General features: G+C 45.3%; 23 protein-coding genes. 19 read left to right on the top strand and 4 right to left on the bottom strand.

The genetic code is table 11. From position 1 onward, the window contains the following. Positions 1 to 118: 118 nt before the first annotated feature. The 6 genes from HW988_RS10110 to HW988_RS10090 all read left to right on the top strand — a co-directional run bounded on the left by HW988_RS10110 (position 119) and on the right by HW988_RS10090 (position 3,487). Positions 119 to 541: a hypothetical protein gene (locus tag HW988_RS10110; RefSeq protein ID WP_181604172.1), complete on the top strand. Its 423-nt coding sequence runs from the start codon at positions 119 to 121 to the stop codon at positions 539 to 541. A 10-nt stretch (positions 542 to 551) separates the two neighbouring features. Further along, positions 552 to 1,172: a phospholipid scramblase-related protein gene (locus HW988_RS10105; RefSeq protein WP_181604171.1), complete on the top strand. Its 621-nt coding sequence runs from the start codon at positions 552 to 554 to the stop codon at positions 1,170 to 1,172. 251 nt (positions 1,173 to 1,423) lie between these two features. After that, positions 1,424 to 1,891 carry a hypothetical protein gene (locus HW988_RS10100; RefSeq protein ID WP_181604170.1) on the top strand — a complete coding sequence of 156 codons (468 nt, stop codon included), beginning with the start codon at positions 1,424 to 1,426 and terminating at the stop codon, positions 1,889 to 1,891. A 113-nt stretch (positions 1,892 to 2,004) separates the two neighbouring features. Continuing rightward, positions 2,005 to 2,796 carry a hypothetical protein gene (locus HW988_RS10095; RefSeq protein WP_181604169.1) on the top strand — a complete coding sequence of 264 codons (792 nt, stop codon included), beginning with the start codon at positions 2,005 to 2,007 and terminating at the stop codon, positions 2,794 to 2,796. Next, positions 2,796 to 2,921: a hypothetical protein gene (locus HW988_RS19140; protein ID WP_255489925.1), complete on the top strand. Its 126-nt coding sequence runs from the start codon at positions 2,796 to 2,798 to the stop codon at positions 2,919 to 2,921. Before HW988_RS10095 ends, HW988_RS19140 begins: the two co-directional genes overlap by 1 nt. A gap of 254 nt (positions 2,922 to 3,175) precedes the next feature. Then, on the top strand, positions 3,176 to 3,487 hold the full coding sequence (locus HW988_RS10090) for a hypothetical protein (protein ID WP_181604168.1): 312 nt from the start codon (positions 3,176 to 3,178) through the stop codon (positions 3,485 to 3,487). A 2-nt stretch (positions 3,488 to 3,489) separates the two neighbouring features. Here HW988_RS10090 and HW988_RS10085 read toward each other — a convergent pair whose 3' ends face one another. Further along, positions 3,490 to 6,036, bottom strand: a complete 2,547-nt coding sequence (locus HW988_RS10085; RefSeq protein ID WP_181604167.1) for a S8 family serine peptidase — start codon at positions 6,034 to 6,036, stop codon at positions 3,490 to 3,492. 199 nt (positions 6,037 to 6,235) lie between these two features. Beyond that, a complete protein-coding gene (locus tag HW988_RS10080) occupies positions 6,236 to 7,675 on the bottom strand; it encodes an anion permease (protein WP_220128723.1) in 1,440 nt (479 codons plus the stop codon). 138 nt (positions 7,676 to 7,813) lie between these two features. Here HW988_RS10080 and HW988_RS10075 point away from each other — a divergent pair, with 138 nt between their 5' ends. Both HW988_RS10075 and HW988_RS10070 read left to right on the top strand, forming a co-directional pair. Next, positions 7,814 to 8,122, top strand: a complete 309-nt coding sequence (locus HW988_RS10075) for a hypothetical protein (RefSeq protein WP_181604166.1) — start codon at positions 7,814 to 7,816, stop codon at positions 8,120 to 8,122. Beyond that, on the top strand, positions 8,122 to 9,078 hold the full coding sequence (locus HW988_RS10070; RefSeq protein ID WP_181604165.1) for a hypothetical protein: 957 nt from the start codon (positions 8,122 to 8,124) through the stop codon (positions 9,076 to 9,078). Before HW988_RS10075 ends, HW988_RS10070 begins: the two co-directional genes overlap by 1 nt. 165 nt (positions 9,079 to 9,243) lie before the next feature. Here the strand turns inward: HW988_RS10070 and pgsA are convergent, their stop codons facing one another. After that, positions 9,244 to 9,807: a CDP-diacylglycerol--glycerol-3-phosphate 3-phosphatidyltransferase gene (gene pgsA / locus HW988_RS10065; RefSeq protein WP_181604164.1), complete on the bottom strand. Its 564-nt coding sequence runs from the start codon at positions 9,805 to 9,807 to the stop codon at positions 9,244 to 9,246. 69 nt (positions 9,808 to 9,876) lie between these two features. On the opposite strand from pgsA, the gene HW988_RS10060 reads away from it, so the two are divergent. The 5 genes from HW988_RS10060 (at position 9,877) to HW988_RS10040 (ending at position 13,647) form a co-directional block, all read left to right on the top strand. Beyond that, a complete protein-coding gene (locus HW988_RS10060) occupies positions 9,877 to 10,287 on the top strand; it encodes a thioesterase family protein (protein ID WP_142700322.1) in 411 nt (136 codons plus the stop codon). Continuing rightward, complete coding sequence (gene glpX / locus HW988_RS10055; protein ID WP_181604163.1) at positions 10,266 to 11,234, top strand: class II fructose-bisphosphatase; 969 nt, start codon at positions 10,266 to 10,268, stop codon at positions 11,232 to 11,234. The genes HW988_RS10060 and glpX overlap by 22 nt, the downstream gene beginning before the upstream one ends. Before the next feature lie 3 nt (positions 11,235 to 11,237). After that, positions 11,238 to 11,534, top strand: coding sequence for a hypothetical protein (locus HW988_RS10050; RefSeq protein WP_181604162.1), 297 nt, complete (start codon positions 11,238 to 11,240; stop codon positions 11,532 to 11,534). Positions 11,535 to 11,724: 190 nt separating this feature from the next. Further along, a complete protein-coding gene (locus tag HW988_RS10045) occupies positions 11,725 to 12,090 on the top strand; it encodes a hypothetical protein (RefSeq protein ID WP_181604161.1) in 366 nt (121 codons plus the stop codon). A gap of 189 nt (positions 12,091 to 12,279) precedes the next feature. Then, positions 12,280 to 13,647 (top strand): ATP-binding protein, encoded by a 1,368-nt coding sequence (locus tag HW988_RS10040; RefSeq protein WP_181604160.1) that lies wholly within the window; start codon positions 12,280 to 12,282, stop codon positions 13,645 to 13,647. Positions 13,648 to 13,658: 11 nt separating this feature from the next. Here HW988_RS10040 and HW988_RS10035 read toward each other — a convergent pair whose 3' ends face one another. After that, positions 13,659 to 14,024, bottom strand: coding sequence for a response regulator (locus tag HW988_RS10035; RefSeq protein ID WP_181604159.1), 366 nt, complete (start codon positions 14,022 to 14,024; stop codon positions 13,659 to 13,661). Between the two features lie 173 nt (positions 14,025 to 14,197). On the opposite strand from HW988_RS10035, the gene HW988_RS10030 reads away from it, so the two are divergent. From HW988_RS10030 to ftsH, 6 genes are all read left to right on the top strand, one after another. Then, entirely contained in the window at positions 14,198 to 14,629 is a 432-nt protein-coding gene (locus tag HW988_RS10030) for a type II toxin-antitoxin system RatA family toxin (protein WP_181604158.1), read from the top strand. Then, entirely contained in the window at positions 14,619 to 14,990 is a 372-nt protein-coding gene (locus HW988_RS10025) for a hypothetical protein (RefSeq protein WP_181604157.1), read from the top strand. The genes HW988_RS10030 and HW988_RS10025 overlap by 11 nt, the downstream gene beginning before the upstream one ends. Before the next feature lie 47 nt (positions 14,991 to 15,037). Further along, complete coding sequence (locus HW988_RS10020; protein WP_255489923.1) at positions 15,038 to 15,271, top strand: hypothetical protein; 234 nt, start codon at positions 15,038 to 15,040, stop codon at positions 15,269 to 15,271. A 59-nt stretch (positions 15,272 to 15,330) separates the two neighbouring features. Next, positions 15,331 to 16,680: an aldehyde dehydrogenase family protein gene (locus HW988_RS10015; RefSeq protein WP_181604155.1), complete on the top strand. Its 1,350-nt coding sequence runs from the start codon at positions 15,331 to 15,333 to the stop codon at positions 16,678 to 16,680. Further along, the gene (gene tilS, locus HW988_RS10010) at positions 16,677 to 17,657 is read left to right on the top strand and encodes a tRNA lysidine(34) synthetase TilS (protein ID WP_255489922.1); all 981 of its coding nucleotides are present in this window, start codon (positions 16,677 to 16,679) and stop codon (positions 17,655 to 17,657) included. The genes HW988_RS10015 and tilS overlap by 4 nt, the downstream gene beginning before the upstream one ends. Before the next feature lie 140 nt (positions 17,658 to 17,797). Beyond that, the gene (gene ftsH / locus HW988_RS10005; RefSeq protein WP_181604154.1) at positions 17,798 to 19,753 is read left to right on the top strand and encodes an ATP-dependent zinc metalloprotease FtsH; all 1,956 of its coding nucleotides are present in this window, start codon (positions 17,798 to 17,800) and stop codon (positions 19,751 to 19,753) included. The last annotated feature ends 41 nt before the right edge of the window (positions 19,754 to 19,794 follow it).

Genomic DNA, 19,794 nt, shown 5'->3' with positions numbered 1-19,794 from the left:
GGGACCAAAAACGGCGTGGGAATATTTTCAAATGCCAACCGGCCCTAAGAAGTCATTTTCAGTCCAGACGCCCGGTTTTGGATGTGACATTGGACACCAAGTTTTGAATGATTATTTTATGAAATCAGCCTTCATCACAGTTGTTCTTTTAGTTGCACCCGCAATGTTAAATGCTCAAATAAAGCCTCATTGTTTTGCACAGCCCTGTTCCATCAAAGGAGACTTCGATGGCGACACTAAAGAAGACATCGCAGACCTGGTCGAAAACTCTAATAAGCGCGGCATTCGCATTAAATTTGGTAGTGGCAAGCAGGTGATCATTGGCGCCGGGGAAAAGTCCATCAAAGGCCTTACGGATTTAATGTGGATGAACCTTTGGGAGCTGCATAAAGGACCCATCGAAAAATCCACAATCAAAGGGTCCGGTAAAGCTCCCGTGGCTAAAGGTGATACTCTGAAGCTCTCCGAAGAATTTGCGACCTCGGGCACTCTGTACTGGGATGGCAAAGAATTTAAATGGTACCCCCAAGTCGGCAAATAAGGATTGATCTATGTCATTGCTGGAAGCTCTTAAAGACCAAAATCAATTGATCATTCGTCAGCGCAAGGAATTGGCGGAGTTGATTGGTTTTGAGACTCGCAATAAGTATGAGATTTGTGATCAAAACGGGCAGGTGATTGGCTTCTGCGCTGAACAACAAAAGGGCTTTTTAGGGCTTTTAATCAGGCAGTTTTTGGGCCACTGGCGCAGCTTTGAACTGCATTTCTTTGATAATCAACGGCAGCAAGTCTTTACAGTAAAACATCCTTTTAAAATCTTCTTTCAACGTCTGGAAGTCTTCTCTACGCGGGGGCAGTATATTGGGGCTCTTCAGCAGCGTTTTGGTATTTTTCGTAAAAAGTTTGATATCGAAACACCGCAAGGCCGAGTGATCATGAAAATGGAGTCGGGCTTTTTGCAGTTTTGGACATTTCCTATCTTTAAAAACTCCCAAGAGGCTGCGGTTATCAGAAAGAAATGGTCAGGCTTATTTAAAGAGGCCTTTATGGATGCAGATAACTTCCAAGTAGAGTTCGGTCGCGCTGATTTGAGCGAAGAAGAACGCAGTTTGATCCTGGCTTCAGCGATTTTCATCGATCTTCAATACTTCGAAAGAAAAGCGAACTCGTAAAACCGATAAAATCGGACGTCCTTTATCAAAATATTCTCAAGATCCCTTCGCGGCGCGCCTTAAAAACCGCGCCTAACGCTGGACACATTCAACTTTGTCCGGACAAACCTTGGACAAAGTTTGGTCTGTCCAACAATCCCAAAAAGCCCTTTAATTTCGAATTTACATTTCCGGCGGAAAAGTAGAAACACCATCTCATTCGAAACGAACAAGTTTTTAAAACAAAAACACTTTTAACAAAGGGAATAACAATGAAATTCGTAGCAATGATCGCTCTATTGGTTTCTTCTTCTGCATTCGCAGCTAACTACTCTGCTGACACTTCTTGGGAAGTTCTTGAAAAAGACCCAACAATCAAAATCGAAGCTGGCACAGTATTCATGGGTTCTGCTATCGACTACACTTTCGTATGCGTAGACGGTGCTAACCTTCGCACTAAAAAGCCAGTTGCTCAATACGACGTTATCACTATCGGTGACAACTACCGTAAAGAAGTTTACAAAGGTTCTAAATTCTTGACGACTCCAATTAACTACACTCGTACTGCTTGGGAATGTGAATGGAACGTTAACGGTAAACACCGCACTTGCGCTGACAAAGTTATCTCTGGAACTTACGCTCTAACTGTAGACGCTAAAGTTTCTAAAGTTCTTAACACTAAAAACGGTTACGAAAAGTTCTTGTTCACAAAACAATTGAACGTACCAAACTGCCAGTAATTACTTACTGTTAGTTAGGACTCCGGGGCTTGACACCAAGCCCCGAAAGTCGTTTGTCTCGTTGCATTGAACCCCGTCCTGAGATAGTGAAAGCCATCGATTGATGGGGAACAATGGAAATTAACGTCGAACTAAACGAGCGCCAAACGGTAAGTTCAATTCCGGACCAAGTGTCCCAGGATATTGAGACTTACTTGTTGCGTTTCAAGGACCCGAAAAAGGGTCTAAGTATGTTGGCGACGAAGTCCCAGATTCACGTAAAGACGTTGAATAGATTGCGAGAGAAATCTCACAATCCAAATTACTCCACTCTTTACAAATTGTATTCCTGCTTGCTTGATACTCGCGATCTGACTCATCTGATTACGAAGGTTCCACCTTCGGTTCGCGAAAAGCTTGAAAAGACGGATCCACAATTAAAGTCTTCGCCCCTTCATCGTTTTAATTTTGATCTTGAAGCAGACTTGCAGAAAGATCCTTGTTTCACAGAACTTTATGTTCTGGCCGAAACTCGCCCCTTCGATGCTAATTTTGTCCAACAGAGATTCGGTTCTTATGGTCTTGGAGTGCTCGAACGCATGGTAGACCAAAAAGTTCTCCGACCCCTCGGGAATGGACTTTATGGTCAAGGTGAGGTGAGAGCACCATTTTCTGCGGAAACTATTAAATCCGTGGGAATCAGGCTCACAGAGCGATACTTAAAGCCGGGTAACTCCGACGTTAACTTCGCGAACTTAATGAATGTCTATTTCGAATCAATTAGCGAAGAGACATATCGGGAATGGATTTTGATTGAAGAGCGCGCTTTTAAAGAACGCGTAAAGCTTCTCGAAAAACCTGAGGCAAAAGGAAACATTCCAGTTTTTGCTTTCACGGCGATCGACACGCTTTTGGAGAATGAATAATGAAACTATTTATCGCACTACTTATTGCTTCTATTTTAGTTATTGGCGCGGGCCAAAGTGCATACGCAGGTGGCGGATCTTCCGGTGGTTCTGGTAACCAACCTCCACATGGAAACGGCAGATAGCCGATTCCGATATCAGGCAACAGCAGATAGTCGTTACCAAACATTTGATTTATAAATTATGAAACCCGATGCAGAAATGCATCGGGTTTTTCTTTTTAAGCGATAGATCCCTGATTGCAGGTGTTCGCTGCTTCTGTTGCTCTGAATCGCAACAGTATTAAAACGGCTCCATATACCGTTGGTACACGAATTGCTTTTTATTCTTCATGAGCTTTGCAGGGGAGCAAAGTGACACTGAGGGGTAGGGACAACAAGTGAGTCGAGTGCATCATATTTTAAGATCAGCTTTAGAGAGAAGACAGAATCTAAATCCAAAATATTCGTTACGTAATTTCGCCAAGGACCTTGCGGTCAATCCAAGCTTTGTTTCTCGCATTTTGACTGGAAAACAAACGGTGCCGACTTCGCGGTTGGAGCAAATCATTCAGACGCTGGAAATGGATGTTCACACATCCAGGATGCTAAAAATCGAATTGATTAAAGATTATATGAAAGAGCTCGGGCTCCACGAAAAAGAGCTCCTGAAAGAGGAGCTCTGGGAATCAGTCGTTGAAGAGGTTACTTAAAATTATCTGAACACGACCTCGCAGCGTACGACAGAGCCTGTACCAGTAGGCTTCGGGTGAAAGATCTCTTTGGCTTTACTTGCCTGAATCGTCGCTTCTTTAGCCGTGCCCCATTTTTTAATGCCTTCCGTAAGCATTTTAATTGTGATCACCTGAGAGTGGGGGCTGACTTTCGCCATCGCCATCACGTCTTTGACCACTTGTTCTGGCATCATGCTTGGGTGCAAATAAGCATCTTTGGAGGAAATACGCTCTTTTTCCATTTTCTTAACCAGATAGTTAGCCAAGATGCCCGTCACGGTCGGGGTTGCCATAGAGGTGCCTGACATGTTTTGACGACCCAATGGCGCGTCTAAATGGATTTTAAGAGCTATCGACTGTTGCAGTGAATCGATCATAGAAGTTGTTTCGAAGGCATTGGCTTGAGCCTTAATTTTTTCCATGATCTCTAGATTTTCAAAGGTCTTGCCAACGAGACTTTGAGCTTCTGCAACGCCTTTGAATTGACCGCTAACCATATTTAATGTGGCTTCAGAAGATTTCGCCGGAACCGAAGAATAGATTTCCTCGCCCGTTGAGAAAATTTGTGGGACTTTCGGATCGATCAAAATATTTGTAAATGCTGTCAGTGTACCATTTACGTTAACACTTCCTACTGCCAAGATGTTCTTAACAGCATTGTTTGGAGTATCTTTAAAACCTTTTCGTTGAGAAATTTCCAAGAAGCGCGTGGATGTAATACCCACTGGGAATCCAGCTTTGGTCACGCCATCCAACCAGCCACCGTCATTACCGGTGGCTACAACAAATAAAGTGCCTGGTGCTTTTTCGTTCATCGTTTGACCAATTTTATAGCGAACAAACTCTGAAAACAGATCATTCACCATGGATTCGTGCTTTTTGTCGAGATTGTGATCTTTTTTGAAAGTCGTACCCAGTGAAACATTCGCTAATTTCAGTTGTTCCGCTCCAGCGGCTTCAACGGCCTTAACGACGTCATTGATGAAAACCGCATCCAAGGTTCCCTTAGTTGTTTGTAGGTAGTCTCTTAAAATGGACTCGGCCCGCTTTGGCGTCATTTTCATTCCTGAATATTCTTTACTGATAACATTCATCAGCTCAGCGACGATCGGTAGCTGAATCCAGTTGTGAAATTCCGAAATATACTGATCCGTAATCATTTTCTGTCTTGCCGGGGACAAGCCAATCGGGCCCGTAGTCACGCGAAGAGGGACGATACGAATATCTTCATTTTGATGAGCAATCACGCCCGATACATGGGTTGCGTGACTGTTGGAATTGCTATCCGGGGCCAAATACGGATGTTGTGTGCGAATCACATAACGACGCAGATCCGATTTCATTTTTTTATACGCTTCAGGATCTTTTTGGATATTCTGAAGTGTTTGCGCCAAGGGTCTTAGTTTTTCAATATTTTTGATAGCATTACGAACGGCTTCTCGCTCATCCTTTTTTAAGGAAAGGTCTTTGAGAAGTTGTTCATAACGAGGCTTGTTTTCCGAAATGATACTTTCCACAACTTCGACAGGAGTTTTATCGTTCCAACGGTCGCTCGCTTTGATTTTGCGTTCAAGCTGCGTCAATGGATCAAAAGCGTCAGCGCCCCACAGAACCATGTTAAAGGCAGGATCTAATGTTCTGATGGCATCACCGCGGTCAACTGGTAGAGCTGCTTGAGCCTGTTGAATTTTCAGGTAGGTCACAAGATTCGCAATGTTCTTGTTAAGTCCGGTCTTTTGATCCGTAACCTCCAAGGCTTCTTTCATGGCTTCATAAAATCTTTTTCCATGCTCCATTCTTGAAGCGTATTTGATCATTTTTGGAACATAGCTATCAGGTCCCGTATAGAAATCGAACGCTTTATTGGTTTTCAGTTCTTCAAGTGAGTACGGTTTTTCTTTTCCGTAGGTCGAAATATGGTCTTCAATCTTTACTAACTTTGTCACTTCCAAAGCACCTCGCAAAGACAGACTTTCTTTAGGAAGTTGAGCAAAAAGACTTTCCTTTAATTCTGGATCATTTTGCAGGAGTGCATAGAAATGCTCGACGAAAATATCGTTGGACTGTTTAATCAATTGAAGTGGGCTTTCGACGGGTTCAACAATTAAGCCATTTTTGATTTCTCTTGCGCCAAATGAAAAGAGGGTTGGATCCACCATCACGTGAGTTCCCGAAGGGCCTCCCCCCATGACGTCAATACCGGCGCCAGCGACTCTGCCGTCGACGATACGATAGTCAATTTGTGCTTGGAGGTCTTTATGTGCAATATCGACTCCGCTATCGATAACACCAACTCGTAATAGATCCGTTCTGCGTGCATCTTTTTCTTGACGGATCACGATGGCATCACGTTCTTTTTGGGAAAGCTCGCGCACTTGACTGCGCATCCATTCAAGTTGGCGGGGGAATCTGCCATTCCAAAAAGTATCGCGAGGATCTTGTGAAGGACCGGTTTTGCACGAAGGTAGTGCCAGGATAACGGCCAACGATAGCATCATCACGCGGCTTTTCGTTTTCACTTGTGTCATGGAAATCTCCCTTTTTTCTATATGCCTTGAATAAAGCAAATAGAGCGCCAAAGGGACTTTAAGTTAACGGAAGCAAGGTTGTTGTGTAAGTGCTTGTAATTGCAGGCGAAGTGCAGACAACACAGAGGGAATGGGGGCTGTTGACCCTATTGAAACGTCGAACCCCAATAATGGGGCTCATTTACGGCTGTTGAGTTTTCTAGTAAATCCCTAGGATTTTCCACCAAACAGCGCCCAGTCCCATCCAGATAATGATGTAAACGACAGAGAAAATGAAACCAATTCTCCACCAATCTTTCAAATCAACATAGCCCACCCCATATAATATAGGAGCCGGTCCATGCGCATAGTGGGTCAATACTCCAGAAAGAGACCCCGTAAATCCCAACATCAAGGCAACTAATTTTCCTTCAATGCCGACCGCAAGAGCGACCGCGAGCATCGCAGAATACATCGCAGCGACATGGGCTGTTGCGCTCGCAAATAAATAGCGCGTATAGAAGTAAACCAGGATCACCGCGGGAAAAGCCCAATACCATGGCAGATGACCCAGCTCGCCTTTCACGATGCCGCTAAACCAACTGACGAATCCCAGTTGATTCAACCCTTCGGCCATCATAACGAGAGCTGAAAACCACACCATCGTATCCCACGCGCCTTTTTCACCTTTTACATCTTCCCAAGTTAAAACTCCGCTTAGCAATAAGAAGGAAAGGCCAATCATCGCACCCACAGTCGCATCGATTTTCAATTGTGGTCCGAAAATCCACATCACCAAAAGCATCACGAACGCAACCACCATCAACCATTCGTTTCGAGTCACTGCTCCCAGTTCTTTCAGTTTTCCTTTGGTTTCTTGTTGCACAGAACGCGTGTCTTTTAATTCCGGGGGATAAATTTTAAAAAGCAGCCAAGGGGTCAAAGCCAAACAAACAAGTCCCGGCACCAAGGCCGCCATCGCCCAGCTACCCCAGGAAATTTCCACGCCCAAGTCTTTTGCAAACTTCTGGCACATGGAGTTGGAGGCGGTTCCTGTGATGAACATCGCCGCACCTAGGAGATTGGCATAATAAGAATTCAAAGTTAAATATGCGCCCATCCGACGGTGAGTTTTAGGATCGGCAGGATCAGAACCAAATCCCATCGAGATGGATTTCATGATTGGCATCAAGATACCACCGGCACGAGCGGTGTTGCTTGGGGTGGCTGGCGCCAAAACCAAATCTGAAAAGGCTAAACCATAAGCAATACCCAAAGGTGTGCCGCCAAGTTTTACGATGAACCAATAGGCAATTCGTTTTCCCAAACCAGTTTTTATAAACCCGCGAGAAATAAAAAAGGCGATGGTGATCATCCAGATGGTGCCGTTGCCGAATCCACTTAAAGCTAGCTTCACTGATTGAGAAATATCACCCGGGGCGCGCAACTGGAGGGCCGCCACCAAGGCAATTGAAATCATCGAAATACTTCCCATAGTCGCGGCTTTGATAACGATTCCAAAGATCGCTGAAATAAAGATCGCAAACAAATGCCAAGCACCTTCTTTTAGGCCGGCAGGGGGAGGAGTGATCCAAATAAGACCGCCTAAAATAACCACCGCGAGCCAGGCCTTATAGTTCATTTCCTGATCTTTATTCATGAGAATCCTTTCACTTGGATAAAAATAGCGTAAATGACTTGTTTCAGAGTGTAAAGGAACTTGAGTTTAACGAAAAAAAATCTGTCATGCTAAACGTCAGATGTTTGCGTACCCCCTCTTGCTATGTATCATCATCGGATGCGCATTCGACAAGTTGGTTTCTCATCTCGCTTAAAAGCACATCGTAAGCTCCTGACTTTGGAGACTTTGAAATTCATCGTGGAGTATCTTCGCGATGGAAATGCGCGCTTGGCGGCGTTTCGTTCCGGGGTTCCCGAAAACTATGCTTCTAAACAAGGTGCGTGGCTGAAGAAACATCCCATCGTTCTAGCGGCGATGGAGGCCGAAGTTGATGAGCGCGATGCTTTGCGATTGCAAAAAGCCGTCGCGGAAATCGATCGCCAGATGGATATTTGTAAAGACATTTTAGGACTGCAGGATTTTTAATGAAGAATCATTTTTTGAAGTTTGTCCTTTTCTTTTTCGTTTTGATTTCGCTGAAAGCCCAGGCGCAGATGTTTTCTGGGCTGATGCCGCCCTCCAAGCAGCGTGGAGTATTGACGTACACAGGTTCCATTCAACCTGATACGACATTTAATTCAACAGAAGGTAAAGCGAGTTTGAATCGAGGCACTGTCATTACGAGTGTTCCGGTTTATAAAACTGAAAAAGAAAGCTATGGCGTCAGCATGTTAGGGCATTGGATGGATTTATATCCAGATCAAACTGCCATGCCAGATCTTTATCAATTTGATGTGGGCTTGACGTACACTCGCATGGTGGATGAAAAAGCGTACTGGGCCTTGAACGGAAACTTTGGTTCTGCCAGTGATAAACCGTTTAAAGATCCTTCGGTAGATACTATCGGCGGAAATTTCTTTTATATCGATCCGGTGGATGAAACGGGCAGTTGGGTTTATTTGGTGAATTATTCGAACAATCGCCCGATTCTGAATGGAATTCCTCTTCCGGGTTTTGCTTATATGTACACGCCTTCGAAAACATTCCGCGGAACATTCGGTGCGCCTTTTGCGACAATTTATTGGGAGTTTGTTGATAGATGGTCTCTCAACTTTTTCACTTTGATTCCTTGGGTGATTAAGACTTCTGTGGATTATTCTATTGCGGGACCGATGAAAGCTTCCTTGGGGCTCGATTTTTCGCAATCGACTTATTACCTGTACGGTCGCGCGAATCGTAAAGAGCGTCTGTTTTATGATGAAAAGCGGGTGTATGCAGGATTTAAAACGCCTCTTTCTCAACAATTCATCACAGAAGTGGAAGTGGGTTATTCATTTGATCGTCGTTATTTCCAGGACGAGAACTATGATATCAGTCCCAAGAATGCAATTCACTTGGGAACAAGTCCTTATCTGAAGCTGCAATTGACGTCTTTGTTTTAGATTTTAGCGATCGGAAGAAAGAAGGCGGTAAACAGAAGTACCGGCTGATGCAAAAAACACCGGCTTCTGCGTTTTTGCAGAAGCGATCTTCAAATAGCTGCTCAAAAGAAGAGCCAAGAAGATGAAAAACCAATTGCTTGGTGAAAGGTGTAAAAGCATACGTTCCTAGGAGCTTTTTTTGCTCTTTAAGTAACCAACATAGTATTCGATACCGCTAGTTATACTCAAAATGACGCTTACCCACAAGACCCCGTAGCCAACTTTGTCCAAATAGGGCACGTATTGGTCAATGTTTCCAATAATTACAATGGGAATGGCCACCATTTGCATGGCCGTCTTCCATTTTCCCGCTGGTTTGGCGTCTATGATTATTTGATCTGCCGCAGCAACCGAGCGGATGCCCCCGATAAAGTTGTCCCGGGCCAAGATAATGATCACCATCCAGGCGTCGATTTTCCCCAAAGCCAAAAGCATCGCCAGGATACTGGTGACCAGGATTTTATCGGCGATGGGGTCCATGAATTTACCGAAATTACTGACGGCGCCGTATTTACGAGCATAGAAACCGTCAAAATAGTCCGTGATGGAAGCGAGCATAAAGATGAGCGCCGCGACGATATTCCATTCAAGTTTGTTGGGATACATAGCCCCAACAACAAGCGGCACCATAAAGATGCGGCTCATGGTAATTCTCATGGGAAGCTTTTTTTGCCACTCAGTGACTTGCATGCATTCTCCAAATCGCGCGAAAAAAATAATGCGTAGACTTAAACTAACAATTTAGTCTAGAAATAATCAATGTTTATTCATCGTCATAAAGTGCAGTTTTACGAAACAGACCTCATGGGAATTGTCCATCACAGCAATTACCTGCGTTTTTATGAAGAAGCGCGGGTTGCATGGGCGATCGACAAGGGCTTGATCGACTATCAAAAACCGGAATCTGCCAGTTACTTTGCGGTCTATGAAACCCAAGTGAAGCATCTGAAGCCGACTTTTTTTGGCGATGATCTGGAAATCGAGGTTCAAGCTCGTGTGGAGCTAAGTCGTCTGATTTTCCAGTACCGCATGCGTGGGCGTGGGGGTACGACGTGTTCCGTTGCGCAAACAGTGCATGTGGCCTTGGATAAAGATTTGAAATTGATGAGATTACCGGCCGGGATTAAGGCCGCAGTGGAGAAAGAATCATGGACAGAAACCTGGCTTTAGAATTTGTACGTGTCACCGAAGCAGCAGCACTGGAGTCCGCTCGTTGGATGGGAAGAGGCGATGAAAAAGCCGCTGATGCCGCAGCCGTGGACGCCATGAGAAAAGCTTTCGACGTGCTTCGTATGGACGGCACCGTCGTCATTGGTGAAGGGGAGCGTGATGAAGCTCCGATGCTTTACATCGGTGAAAAGGTTGGAACTAAAACTGACGATGCTCCGGCATTGGATATCGCTTTGGATCCACTGGAAGGCACTACAATCTGCGCTACAGGTGGACCTGGTTCCATCTCTGTTATCGCGGTCGCTGAAAAAGGAAAATTCCTTCATGCGCCGGATACCTACATGGATAAAATCGCCTGCGGTCCTGGGGCTAAAGGTAAAATCGATATCGATAAATCTCCGACTGAAAACGTACAGGCTGTTGCAAAAGCCTTGGGTAAAGAAGTCAGCGACATGACGGTTGTGATCTTGAATCGTCCTCGTCACAAAGAATTGATTGATGAAGTTCGAAAAACGGGCGCTCGCATCCAGTTGATCGGCGACGGCGACGTTTCTGCTGCGGTTTCTGCAGCTTGGCCGGATTCGGGTATCGATTTGCTGATCGGTATCGGTGGCGCCCCAGAAGGTGTTATCTCGGCGGCAGCTATGCAATGCTTGGGTGGTGACTTCCAAGGTCGCTTGAAGTGGAGAAACGAAGAAGAAAAATCTCGTGCCTCTAAAATGGGTCTAAAAGACCTGGACAAAAAATTCACTTGTGACGAACTTGCAAGTGGTTCTGTGATGTTCGTGGCAACAGGGATCACAGATGGCTCCTTGCTTAAGGGGGTTCGCTTCCTTCCGGACGGAAAAGCAAAAAGCCATTCGATTGTGATGCGTTCTCAAACGGGCACAATTCGTACAATTGAATCGTTCCATGATTTTACTTGGAAGAAAAACAAGAAGAACTAAATCATGAGTGCACAGCTTTTTTGTTTCAGTTGCAAAAAAGAATTATCCTTCGCAGGAAATATCGGCCGTCGTGAGGAATGCCCTCACTGTCGCGCCGATGTGCACGTGTGCAAAAACTGCGATTTCTATGATCCAAAAGTTTACAACGAATGCCGGGAAACTTCGGCAGATGTCGTGCGCGAAAAAGATCGCGCAAACTTTTGCGATTATTTCACTCCGCGTAAGGGCGGAGCTGGACAGGAAGATCAGGCGGCTAAATTGAAAGCGGCCGCTGAAGCTTTATTCAATTTTAAAAAATAGGAAATGGTGAATACAACGCAATCGACTGCGTTGTCGGGCACTATCAGGGGCTTTGGGCTGGAGTTTTTGGACTTTGGGTTCCTTTTTTGCGCGAATCGAAATGCAAAAGGGGGCTTCCGTCCGTAGCCATTTTCGCTTTTCGTGTTTAGGATTGTACTTGTAACTGTGAGTTTTCTTAAAGGAGGGTGAGATGCCTAACAGAGAGATGTCTCAAAAGCAAAATAGCAGCATGCCAAAATCCGATGTGCCTCCGAAATTTTCCGAGGACACGCATAAAAAATATCATTCCGACCAATCTGGCCAACTGCCTGATGAAGAATTTCAAGCAGACAGCAACTGGCCCGAGGAAGATGAGTCTCCAGCTCAAAATGCTTCGCAAAGAAATCCACCGGGCGCCACGGAAGCCGATCGTTCACTGCGTGGTTCGAAAGTGAATCAGGCTAAATCCGGGAAGGGCCGGATTAAGGATGACGATGAGACGGAATTTGAGCGAACCGGACGCGAAAGTTTAATAGATAATTCCAGCGAAAGACGTAGTAAAAAATCAACTCATTGAACAAGAAATTGAATGATGAGAAAGATTTAAGCTAACGACGGACGCTCGAGTGAAAATGCACGACTTAAAATGCCGTGCATTTTCTTTTTTAGTCATGCGTACAAATATCCAGGCAATTTACCACACTAAATTTCTAATTTGGAGTCGCGCTGGTGACACCATTTCGTACGTCTGTTAAGGTCTAAACAGATGAAAGCTCTGAGTCGTGCCGTACTGGATAATATTGAACTGGATTTTTGCCGTCGTAGTAAAGCGGCAGCAGTCGGCTTTATGGTGGTTTTTACGATTTTATTAATCAAACCCGTCGCCACCACTCCTTCTTTTTATGTTTGGCATCAGTTGGCGGCAGGGCTTGCTCTGGGCTGCAGCACACTGCGCTTGATTATTGGTATCATCGTGAGCCGTGATGGCTTGAAAGCACTTCATAAATGGGCGGGGCTTCATGGTGTTCTGATTCTAATCAGTTCCACTTGTTTGGGGATTCTTTGTTCGATGGGGTTTTGGGATCCGCAAAATCCCGACTCAAAGATCTTTGTCACAAGCTTTCTGGTCAGTGCGATCATGGCGGGGTCTGCGACCTCCCTTTCTTTAAGTCCGCGCATTTCGGCTTACTTCTTAATTTGGGTTGGAGTCATTCCGGGGTTGTGCCTGGCGTTTTCAAACCATCAGGGTGATCTACCGTACGGCGTTTGGACTATTTTCGTCTTTACGTTTGTAGTCTACGTTTACGGAAACTCTCGTGAATTTTACCAAAGTATGGTGACACGGTATGAAACCGAGGAAGCGCTTACTATTGAAAAACAAAATCTGACCTTGGCAATTCAACAATTGGAAAATACCCAAGACGAATTGTTAAATCAAAAGTCTCGTGCCGAATACTCTGCCAAGCTTGCCTCTTTGGGTGAGATGGCCGGGGGGATTGCCCACGAAATCAATACGCCTTTGAATGTGATTTTGCTTTCCGCGGAACAGCAGATGGAGCTTTTGGAGGACAGTCAAATGGATCGTGAGACCATGAAGGCTTCGATTGAAAAAGTTCAATCCACAACAAATCGTATTGCAACCATCGTCCGCGGTCTTCGTACTTTTGCTCGTGATGGTGCAAAGGATCCGATTGAAGCGATTCCGGTGCAAACCCTTATCGATAACACGCTCTCACTTTGCTATGAGAAGTTTAAACTAGCGAATGTGGATCTGCGATTACCCCCGCCAACGAATTTAATTTTGCACTGCCGCCCGGTGCAGATCTCTCAGGTGATGCTGAATCTTTTGAACAATTCTTTTGAGGCCATTCGTGATTTGCCTCAAAAATGGATCGCCATTGACGTGCTTGATTTGGGCGACCAAATTGAAATTCGCATCACTGATAGTGGCGAGGGGATTGATCCGGTGATTCAGGCTGAAATTTTTAGACCTTTTTATACAACCAAAGAAATTGGTAAGGGGACGGGATTGGGTTTAAGTATTTCCCGAGGCTTGATTGAGGCGCACCACGGGCAGCTTTATGTCGATACCGACCACCAGCACACGTCTTTCGTGATTCGACTTCCCAAATAGATTTTTAAAAATTAGGCGGGCAGAGCTTGTTTGACCATTTCTAAAAGCTCGGCTCTGTTCACCGGTTTTGGAATGAAGCCCACACAGTGCGGATTTTTTTTGAGTTCGTCTTCGTCGCCGCCCACATAGCCTGATATAAACATCACACGGGTTTCATCGTTAGGTACGTCGCTAATCCGTTTTAGAAGCTCAAAGCCATCGCAAACAGGCATACGGATATCGCTGATAACCAGATCGGGATTCCAGGATTTGACCTTTTCAAAGCCCACACAGCCATCTTCGGCGAGTGCAACTTCGTAGTTGGCACGAGTCAGAAAGTAGGAGATCAAGTCACGTAAGTCTTTTTCGTCATCTACGATAAGAATCTTGTGTTTCATGATCGAACTCCTTTCTGCCTCCGGTATATGTAAGCTTTTGTGCCTTGTCCAGTTAAGAGCCTGACGTCGAACGCAAGATTAAGTCGATGTAACATAAGCATTTAAGGGCATATGTCGGGGGTGGTCTAGGCTAGCGTTGACTGTATGTGATCTGAAAGTCACAGTGATTGCATATGGCAAAAGCATCAACCACAGAAGTTTTCAACTGCACCCCTGAGCAATTTTTTAAAATCATCTCTGACTATGAAAAATACCATGAGTTTTTGGCAGAGGTTAAACAATGCAAAGTCCTAAAAACTGAAGGCAATCGTAAACTCGTTGAATACAACGTAGCGGTCGTTAAAACCTTCAAGTACGCATTGTGGATGACGGAAACTCCGCCCACGGGCATCACTTGGGAGTTTGCTTCTGGTGATATGTTTAAAACATCTGTGGGCTCTTGGAAACTTCAAGATGAGGCTGGGAAAACTCGCGCCACCTACACCGTTGAAGCGACCTTCAACATGTTTGTTCCAGGTCCCATTGCCAATGCTTTGGTGAGCGTAAACTTGCCGAACATGATGAGCTCTTATCACAAACGAGTGAAACAATTGTATGGCGTCTGATTCCGGCTCCAAGAAGGATGAAAAGGAAAGCCCCACAGACATCAAAGGTCTTTTGGGTGACACCGTAAAGAAAGTCTTTACGGCGGGAGTTTCTGCCGCTTTCATGAGCGAAGAAGGCCTTAAAAGTTATCTTTCTGAACTAAAACTTCCGAAGGAAGCTCTGAATTTGTTGATTCAGGGAGCGAATAAATCCAAAGACGAAATCACTCAGCGTGTAACCAAAGAAGTCGTCGGCATTATTCAAAAAATTGATTTCGTAAAAGAGTTTTCTAAATTCGCAGAGACGCATAAATTCAAAATCTCTGCCGAAATCGATATTATCAAAAAAGATTCCAAGGATGCTAAGTCCGACGAGGCCTAGACTCTTGTCCGTCTCAAGTTGAGATGATTACGACCGATAAGAATGTCATGATGGAAACAGAAATCCTGACATTTATATCGGTTGTTTTATTTTGTTTTTGCTGTCGCCAATTGATTCATACGGTGGTGGCTCCTATTCCGGTTTTTGCCAATCAAAGACCTTATGCTCACAGAGCCATGCAACTTGGCAAGGGCTACAAAATAATGGCATGGGCACTGATGACTTCCGTGTTTTTAGTCGGCACCGCTGTGTCATTTTATCAGGTGTTTACAACTCTCTAAATCCTATGTGACTATCCTAATGAACGTTCGGTGGATCCGTTCGGCGTTGGGAGGTTTCGATGGCATCTTTCTCTACGGTTAATCCGGCAACAGGCGAGCAGCTTTCAAAATTTGATCACGTCACTTGGGATCAGGCCGAGTTGATGATTCTTGATGCTAAGAAAGATTTTGAAAAATGGCGTAAATATTCTTTCGCAGAGCGCTCGAAAGCCCTTCATAATCTTGCTGCAAGTCTTCGTAAACACAGTGATGATCTGGCTTTGCAGATGCATATGGAAATGGGAAAGTTGATTCCCGAAGGCAAAGCTGAAGTTGAAAAATGCGCTGTCACCTGCGAGTACTATGCAAAAGAAGCGGCCGGAATGCTGGCCAATCAAAAAAGTGCCTCCCCCTATAATGATGCCGAAGTCAGCTTTTCCCCAATGGGCGTCATTTTCAGCGTCATGCCATGGAATTTCCCTCTGTGGCAGGTGATTCGTTTTGCGGCTCCGTCTTTGATGGCGGGGAATGTGATTATTTTAAAACATGCAGACTTAACGGCGGGTGTAGCTGAAAAAATCGGAAAGATCTTTAAAGACCTGACCTCGGAGATCACTCTTTTGCGCAATTGCCAGGTGGATCACGCTGTCGCTGAAAAAATCATCGCTCACCCCATGGTTCGAGGAATCACCTTTACGGGAAGTACCGAAGGTGGTCGTGCTGTCGCAACAACAGCAGCCAAGAATCTTAAAAAAATCGTTTTGGAGCTTGGTGGCAGTGATGCCTATATCGTATTGGAAGATGCGGATATCTATAAAGCAGCGAAGGCCTGCGCGAAAACGCGTTTGCAAAATTGTGGGCAAAGCTGTGTGGCCGGTAAACGCTTTATCGTCGTTGAAAAAGTTCTGCAGGAATTTTTGTCAGCGATGGAGCACGAGATGAAAATCCTGCCCCTGGCCCCGTTAGCAAGTAAGCGCTTTCAAGACACCATCATCACTCAAGTGGAAAAATTAAAAAGCTGGGGTGGTAAAGTGGTCTTCGGAGGAACAGCTCCGCAAGGGCCTGGCGCTTTTTATCCGGCGTCCATGGTGCTTTTTGAAAAAAATAATTCCCAAGTTCATCATGAGGAAGTATTTGGTCCAGTGGCTTTGGTTTTTGTCGCTAAAGATGCGGACGAGGCGATGGCGATTGCGAACTCTTCTCCCTATGGATTGGGCGGGGGGATCTTCACGCGCGACCTGCAAAAAGGGAAAGAGCTCGTTGAAAAAGAGATGGAAGCGGGCTTTGTTGTTGTAAATGATTTTGTAAAATCGGATCCACGCATTCCTTTTGGTGGAGTTAAAGATTCTGGTTATGGCCGCGAGCTGGGTCATTTCGGAATCATGGAATTTGTGAATATCAAGACGGTCGGTGTGGGAGCAGTTGAGTGAAGAAATTGACGGGGAGTGCGCGCCTCAAGCAGGATTTGGATCATCAGGTTTGGAAATTAATTAAAAAGTTTGATCTGCAGGACAAGAAAATTCTGGTGGCTCTGTCGGGTGGGGCCGATTCCGTTGCAACTCTTGCGGTGCTAGCGAAAGTTATGAAGCACGAAAATTTGGGAGCTTGCTACTTTCATCACGGTGACGATAAAAATCAGGAATATCGCAAGGAAGCGCAACTTTTTTGTGAAAAGCTTTGCCGGAAGCTGAATGTGGAGTTTTTTGTTTTAAAATCCCGCTCCCTGGCAAAGTCCGAAGCTCAATACCGGGAGCAGCGCTATGAGGCATTGGCTCGTTTACAGAAAGAGGAAGGCTTTGAAGTTCTGGCGACAGGGCATCATGCCGATGACCTTTTGGAAACGCGTCTGATGCGTATTGTGCGCGGCACGGGGGCCCAGGGATTAGTTGCCATGTCTTACTACAGTGGCGGAGTGTTCCGGCCGTTTTTAGAAACCCCCAAAGCAGAGCTTCGTAAATATTTGCGCTCAGAAAAGCTTCGCGCATTCGAAGATCCCTCGAATGCGCTCCTGGACCCGTTTAGAAACTGGGTTCGTGAAGACTGGCTAAAGTCCTTGGAAAAGCGCCAGAAAGGGGCTGTGAACAGCCTGGCTCGTTCGCTCGAAACGTTGGCTCAGGAGCTTCATTCTTTGGAGAACAAGCCCGGGACTGATTTGCTGAGTCAAAATGAGGCTTATAAACCACAGGACGTCAAAGGACTCTCCCGAGCTTTCTATCTGACATTATCTCCTTTTGAACAGCGTCGCTTGCTTGCACAGTATCTGTTTTCTCTCGGAAAACGAGATTTTTCACAATCTCAGCTCGAAGAAATTCAAAAGCGCCTAGACAAACCGCAAAAAGTGATCAGCTTTAAGGTCAGTGGTTGTGATTGGGAAATTAACGCGCAGCAAATTAAGGTCGAGTCTTGATTTGAGTCCAAGTTGCCCGCCCTTTAGGCGGAGGCATTCCCTCTCGAGAAAACTGCGTAAAGTTGCTTTAATTAGCTCGGGGCTTCTGTTAGTCTAAGGTGGTTCTATCTGGATGAGAGAAGTGAGCGAAAGGAATCGAAATGCGATCTACACAGAAAACGCTAGCCTTATGGTTTTTCCTGATCATCATGGCTGTATTTTTGTTTCAAGCCTATGAGAGCAAACACCAAAGACTGATTGGCGAGTTTAATTATTCTAAATTTACAGAAGCGGTCAAAGCTAAAGAAGTAGCTTCCGTAACTTTCCGTCAAGAGACCAGTGAAATCATCGGTGAGATGAAACCTGACTTTGAGAAAAAGTACAACGGTACTCATTTCCAAATCGTCGGTAACACCCAAGATGAAGGTTTCAAATTCTTGGAAGCAAACGGTATTACGCCAAATTACGAGCGTGCTGATAACGGAGGCTTTTTCCAATCATTGATCGTGAACTGGTTGCCATTGATTTTGATCGTGGCGATGTTCTTGTTTATCATGCGCCAGATTCAAGTCGGCGGTGGTAAGGCGATGTCTTTCGGTAAATCCCGTGCGCGTCTTTTAACTGAGCACAAAAATCGTGTGACGTTCAAAGAAGTGGCCGGCGTTGATGAAGCAAAAGACGATCTGCAAGAGATCGTAAGCTTCCTGAAGGATCCTAAGAAATATACAAAACTGGGTGGCCGTATTCCAAAGGGTGTTCTTTTGGTGGGTTCTCCGGGTACGGGTAAAACCTTGCTTGCACGCGCCGTAGCGGGTGAAGCAGGCGTTCCGTTCTTTACCATCTCTGGTTCTGACTTCGTAGAGATGTTCGTGGGTGTGGGTGCTTCCCGTGTTCGTGACTTGTTTGAACAAGGTAAAAAGAATGCTCCTTGCTTGATCTTTATCGACGAGATCGATGCCGTAGGTCGCCATCGTGGTGCCGGCATGGGTGGTGGTCATGACGAGCGTGAGCAAACTCTGAATCAGCTTTTGGTTGAGATGGATGGTTTTGAATCATCTGAAGGTGTCATCATGATCGCAGCGACGAATCGTCCTGACGTTCTTGATCCAGCGTTGTTGCGTCCAGGTCGTTTCGACCGTCGTGTTGTTGTAAATAAACCTGACCTTAAAGGTCGTGAGCAAATCTTGGGCGTTCATACGCGTAAGACTCCGCTTGGACCTGACGTTGATATTTCTAAAATCGCTCGTGGTACTCCGGGCTTCTCGGGCGCCGACCTTGAGAACCTTGTGAATGAAGCAGCTCTTGTGGCGGCTCGTACAGACAAAAAGTATCTTGAGATGGAAGACTTCGAAAAAGCAAAAGACAAAGTGATCATGGGTTCTGAAAGAAGATCTATGGTTATCTCTGATGAAGACAAAAAAGTAACTGCTTACCATGAAGCGGGTCATACGCTGGTAAATAGAAAACTGGCGGGCTTGGATCCGATCCATAAAGTGACGATCATCCCTCGTGGTATGGCTTTGGGTGTTACTCAAACGCTTCCAGAAAAAGAATCAGTGTCTTTGTCGAAATCAACTGCCGAGAACATGATTGCCTTCTTGTTCGGTGGTCGTGCGGCAGAAGAAGTGATCTTTAAGGATGTAACGACGGGCGCGGGTAACGATATCGAACGCGCCACTTCAATCGCTCGCCGCATGGTTTGCGAATGGGGTATGTCGAAGTTGGGACCTTTGGCGTTTGAAAAATCAGGCGGCGAAGTGTTCTTGGGTATGCAATACGGTCATCAAGCCCACAAAGAATACTCTGAAGCGAAAGCCGAAGAGATCGATGCGGAAGTTTCAAAAATCATCAATACAGGTTATGCCACTGCGGTTCGTATCCTGACTGAGAACAAACAAGCTCTTGAGTCTATCACTCAAGCCTTGATTGAATATGAAACAATTGATGGTCACGAAGTTGATATGATGATCAATGGTGCTGCGGTTTCTGAAATTGAAAAATATAGAAACAACCGCCGCGATACCAACCTGGCTTTGGCGGCAGCTTCAGGTGTCGGCAAAAAGGATGATTCCTCGGGATCTGATCCCGTGGGAAACACCGGGCCAGTAACAATTTAATGAATCTTTTAAAGCTCCGGGGAAACTCGGAGCTTTTTGTG

Origin of the sequence: Bdellovibrio sp. KM01 (assembly GCF_013752535.1) — a bacterium.
Lineage (GTDB): Bacteria > Bdellovibrionota > Bdellovibrionia > Bdellovibrionales > Bdellovibrionaceae > Bdellovibrio.
The sequence above is the reverse complement of the archived record's forward strand: the minus strand, read 5'-3'. Positions and strand labels throughout refer to the sequence as shown.

Bases quoted from the DNA above. Each gene is read 5' to 3' on its own strand.
- glpX (WP_181604163.1), top strand. From the start codon at position 10,266: ATGGACAGAAACCTGGCTTTAGAATTTGTACGTGTCACCGAAGCAGCA.
- HW988_RS10105 (WP_181604171.1), top strand. From the start codon at position 552: ATGTCATTGCTGGAAGCTCTTAAAGACCAAAATCAATTGATCATTCGT.
- HW988_RS10070 (WP_181604165.1), top strand. From the start codon at position 8,122: ATGAAGAATCATTTTTTGAAGTTTGTCCTTTTCTTTTTCGTTTTGATT.
- HW988_RS10100 (WP_181604170.1), top strand. From the start codon at position 1,424: ATGAAATTCGTAGCAATGATCGCTCTATTGGTTTCTTCTTCTGCATTC.
- HW988_RS10060 (WP_142700322.1), top strand. From the start codon at position 9,877: ATGTTTATTCATCGTCATAAAGTGCAGTTTTACGAAACAGACCTCATG.
- HW988_RS10075 (WP_181604166.1), top strand. From the start codon at position 7,814: ATGCGCATTCGACAAGTTGGTTTCTCATCTCGCTTAAAAGCACATCGT.
- pgsA (WP_181604164.1), bottom strand. From the start codon at position 9,807: ATGCAAGTCACTGAGTGGCAAAAAAAGCTTCCCATGAGAATTACCATG.
- HW988_RS10110 (WP_181604172.1), top strand. From the start codon at position 119: ATGAAATCAGCCTTCATCACAGTTGTTCTTTTAGTTGCACCCGCAATG.
- HW988_RS10025 (WP_181604157.1), top strand. From the start codon at position 14,619: ATGGCGTCTGATTCCGGCTCCAAGAAGGATGAAAAGGAAAGCCCCACA.
- HW988_RS10030 (WP_181604158.1), top strand. From the start codon at position 14,198: ATGGCAAAAGCATCAACCACAGAAGTTTTCAACTGCACCCCTGAGCAA.
- ftsH (WP_181604154.1), top strand. From the start codon at position 17,798: ATGCGATCTACACAGAAAACGCTAGCCTTATGGTTTTTCCTGATCATC.
- HW988_RS10045 (WP_181604161.1), top strand. From the start codon at position 11,725: ATGCCTAACAGAGAGATGTCTCAAAAGCAAAATAGCAGCATGCCAAAA.
- HW988_RS10050 (WP_181604162.1), top strand. From the start codon at position 11,238: ATGAGTGCACAGCTTTTTTGTTTCAGTTGCAAAAAAGAATTATCCTTC.
- HW988_RS10035 (WP_181604159.1), bottom strand. From the start codon at position 14,024: ATGAAACACAAGATTCTTATCGTAGATGACGAAAAAGACTTACGTGAC.
- HW988_RS10095 (WP_181604169.1), top strand. From the start codon at position 2,005: ATGGAAATTAACGTCGAACTAAACGAGCGCCAAACGGTAAGTTCAATT.
- HW988_RS10085 (WP_181604167.1), bottom strand. From the start codon at position 6,036: ATGACACAAGTGAAAACGAAAAGCCGCGTGATGATGCTATCGTTGGCC.
- HW988_RS10040 (WP_181604160.1), top strand. From the start codon at position 12,280: ATGAAAGCTCTGAGTCGTGCCGTACTGGATAATATTGAACTGGATTTT.
- HW988_RS10015 (WP_181604155.1), top strand. From the start codon at position 15,331: ATGGCATCTTTCTCTACGGTTAATCCGGCAACAGGCGAGCAGCTTTCA.
- HW988_RS19140 (WP_255489925.1), top strand. From the start codon at position 2,796: ATGAAACTATTTATCGCACTACTTATTGCTTCTATTTTAGTTATTGGC.
- HW988_RS10020 (WP_255489923.1), top strand. From the start codon at position 15,038: ATGATGGAAACAGAAATCCTGACATTTATATCGGTTGTTTTATTTTGT.
- HW988_RS10080 (WP_220128723.1), bottom strand. From the start codon at position 7,675: ATGAATAAAGATCAGGAAATGAACTATAAGGCCTGGCTCGCGGTGGTT.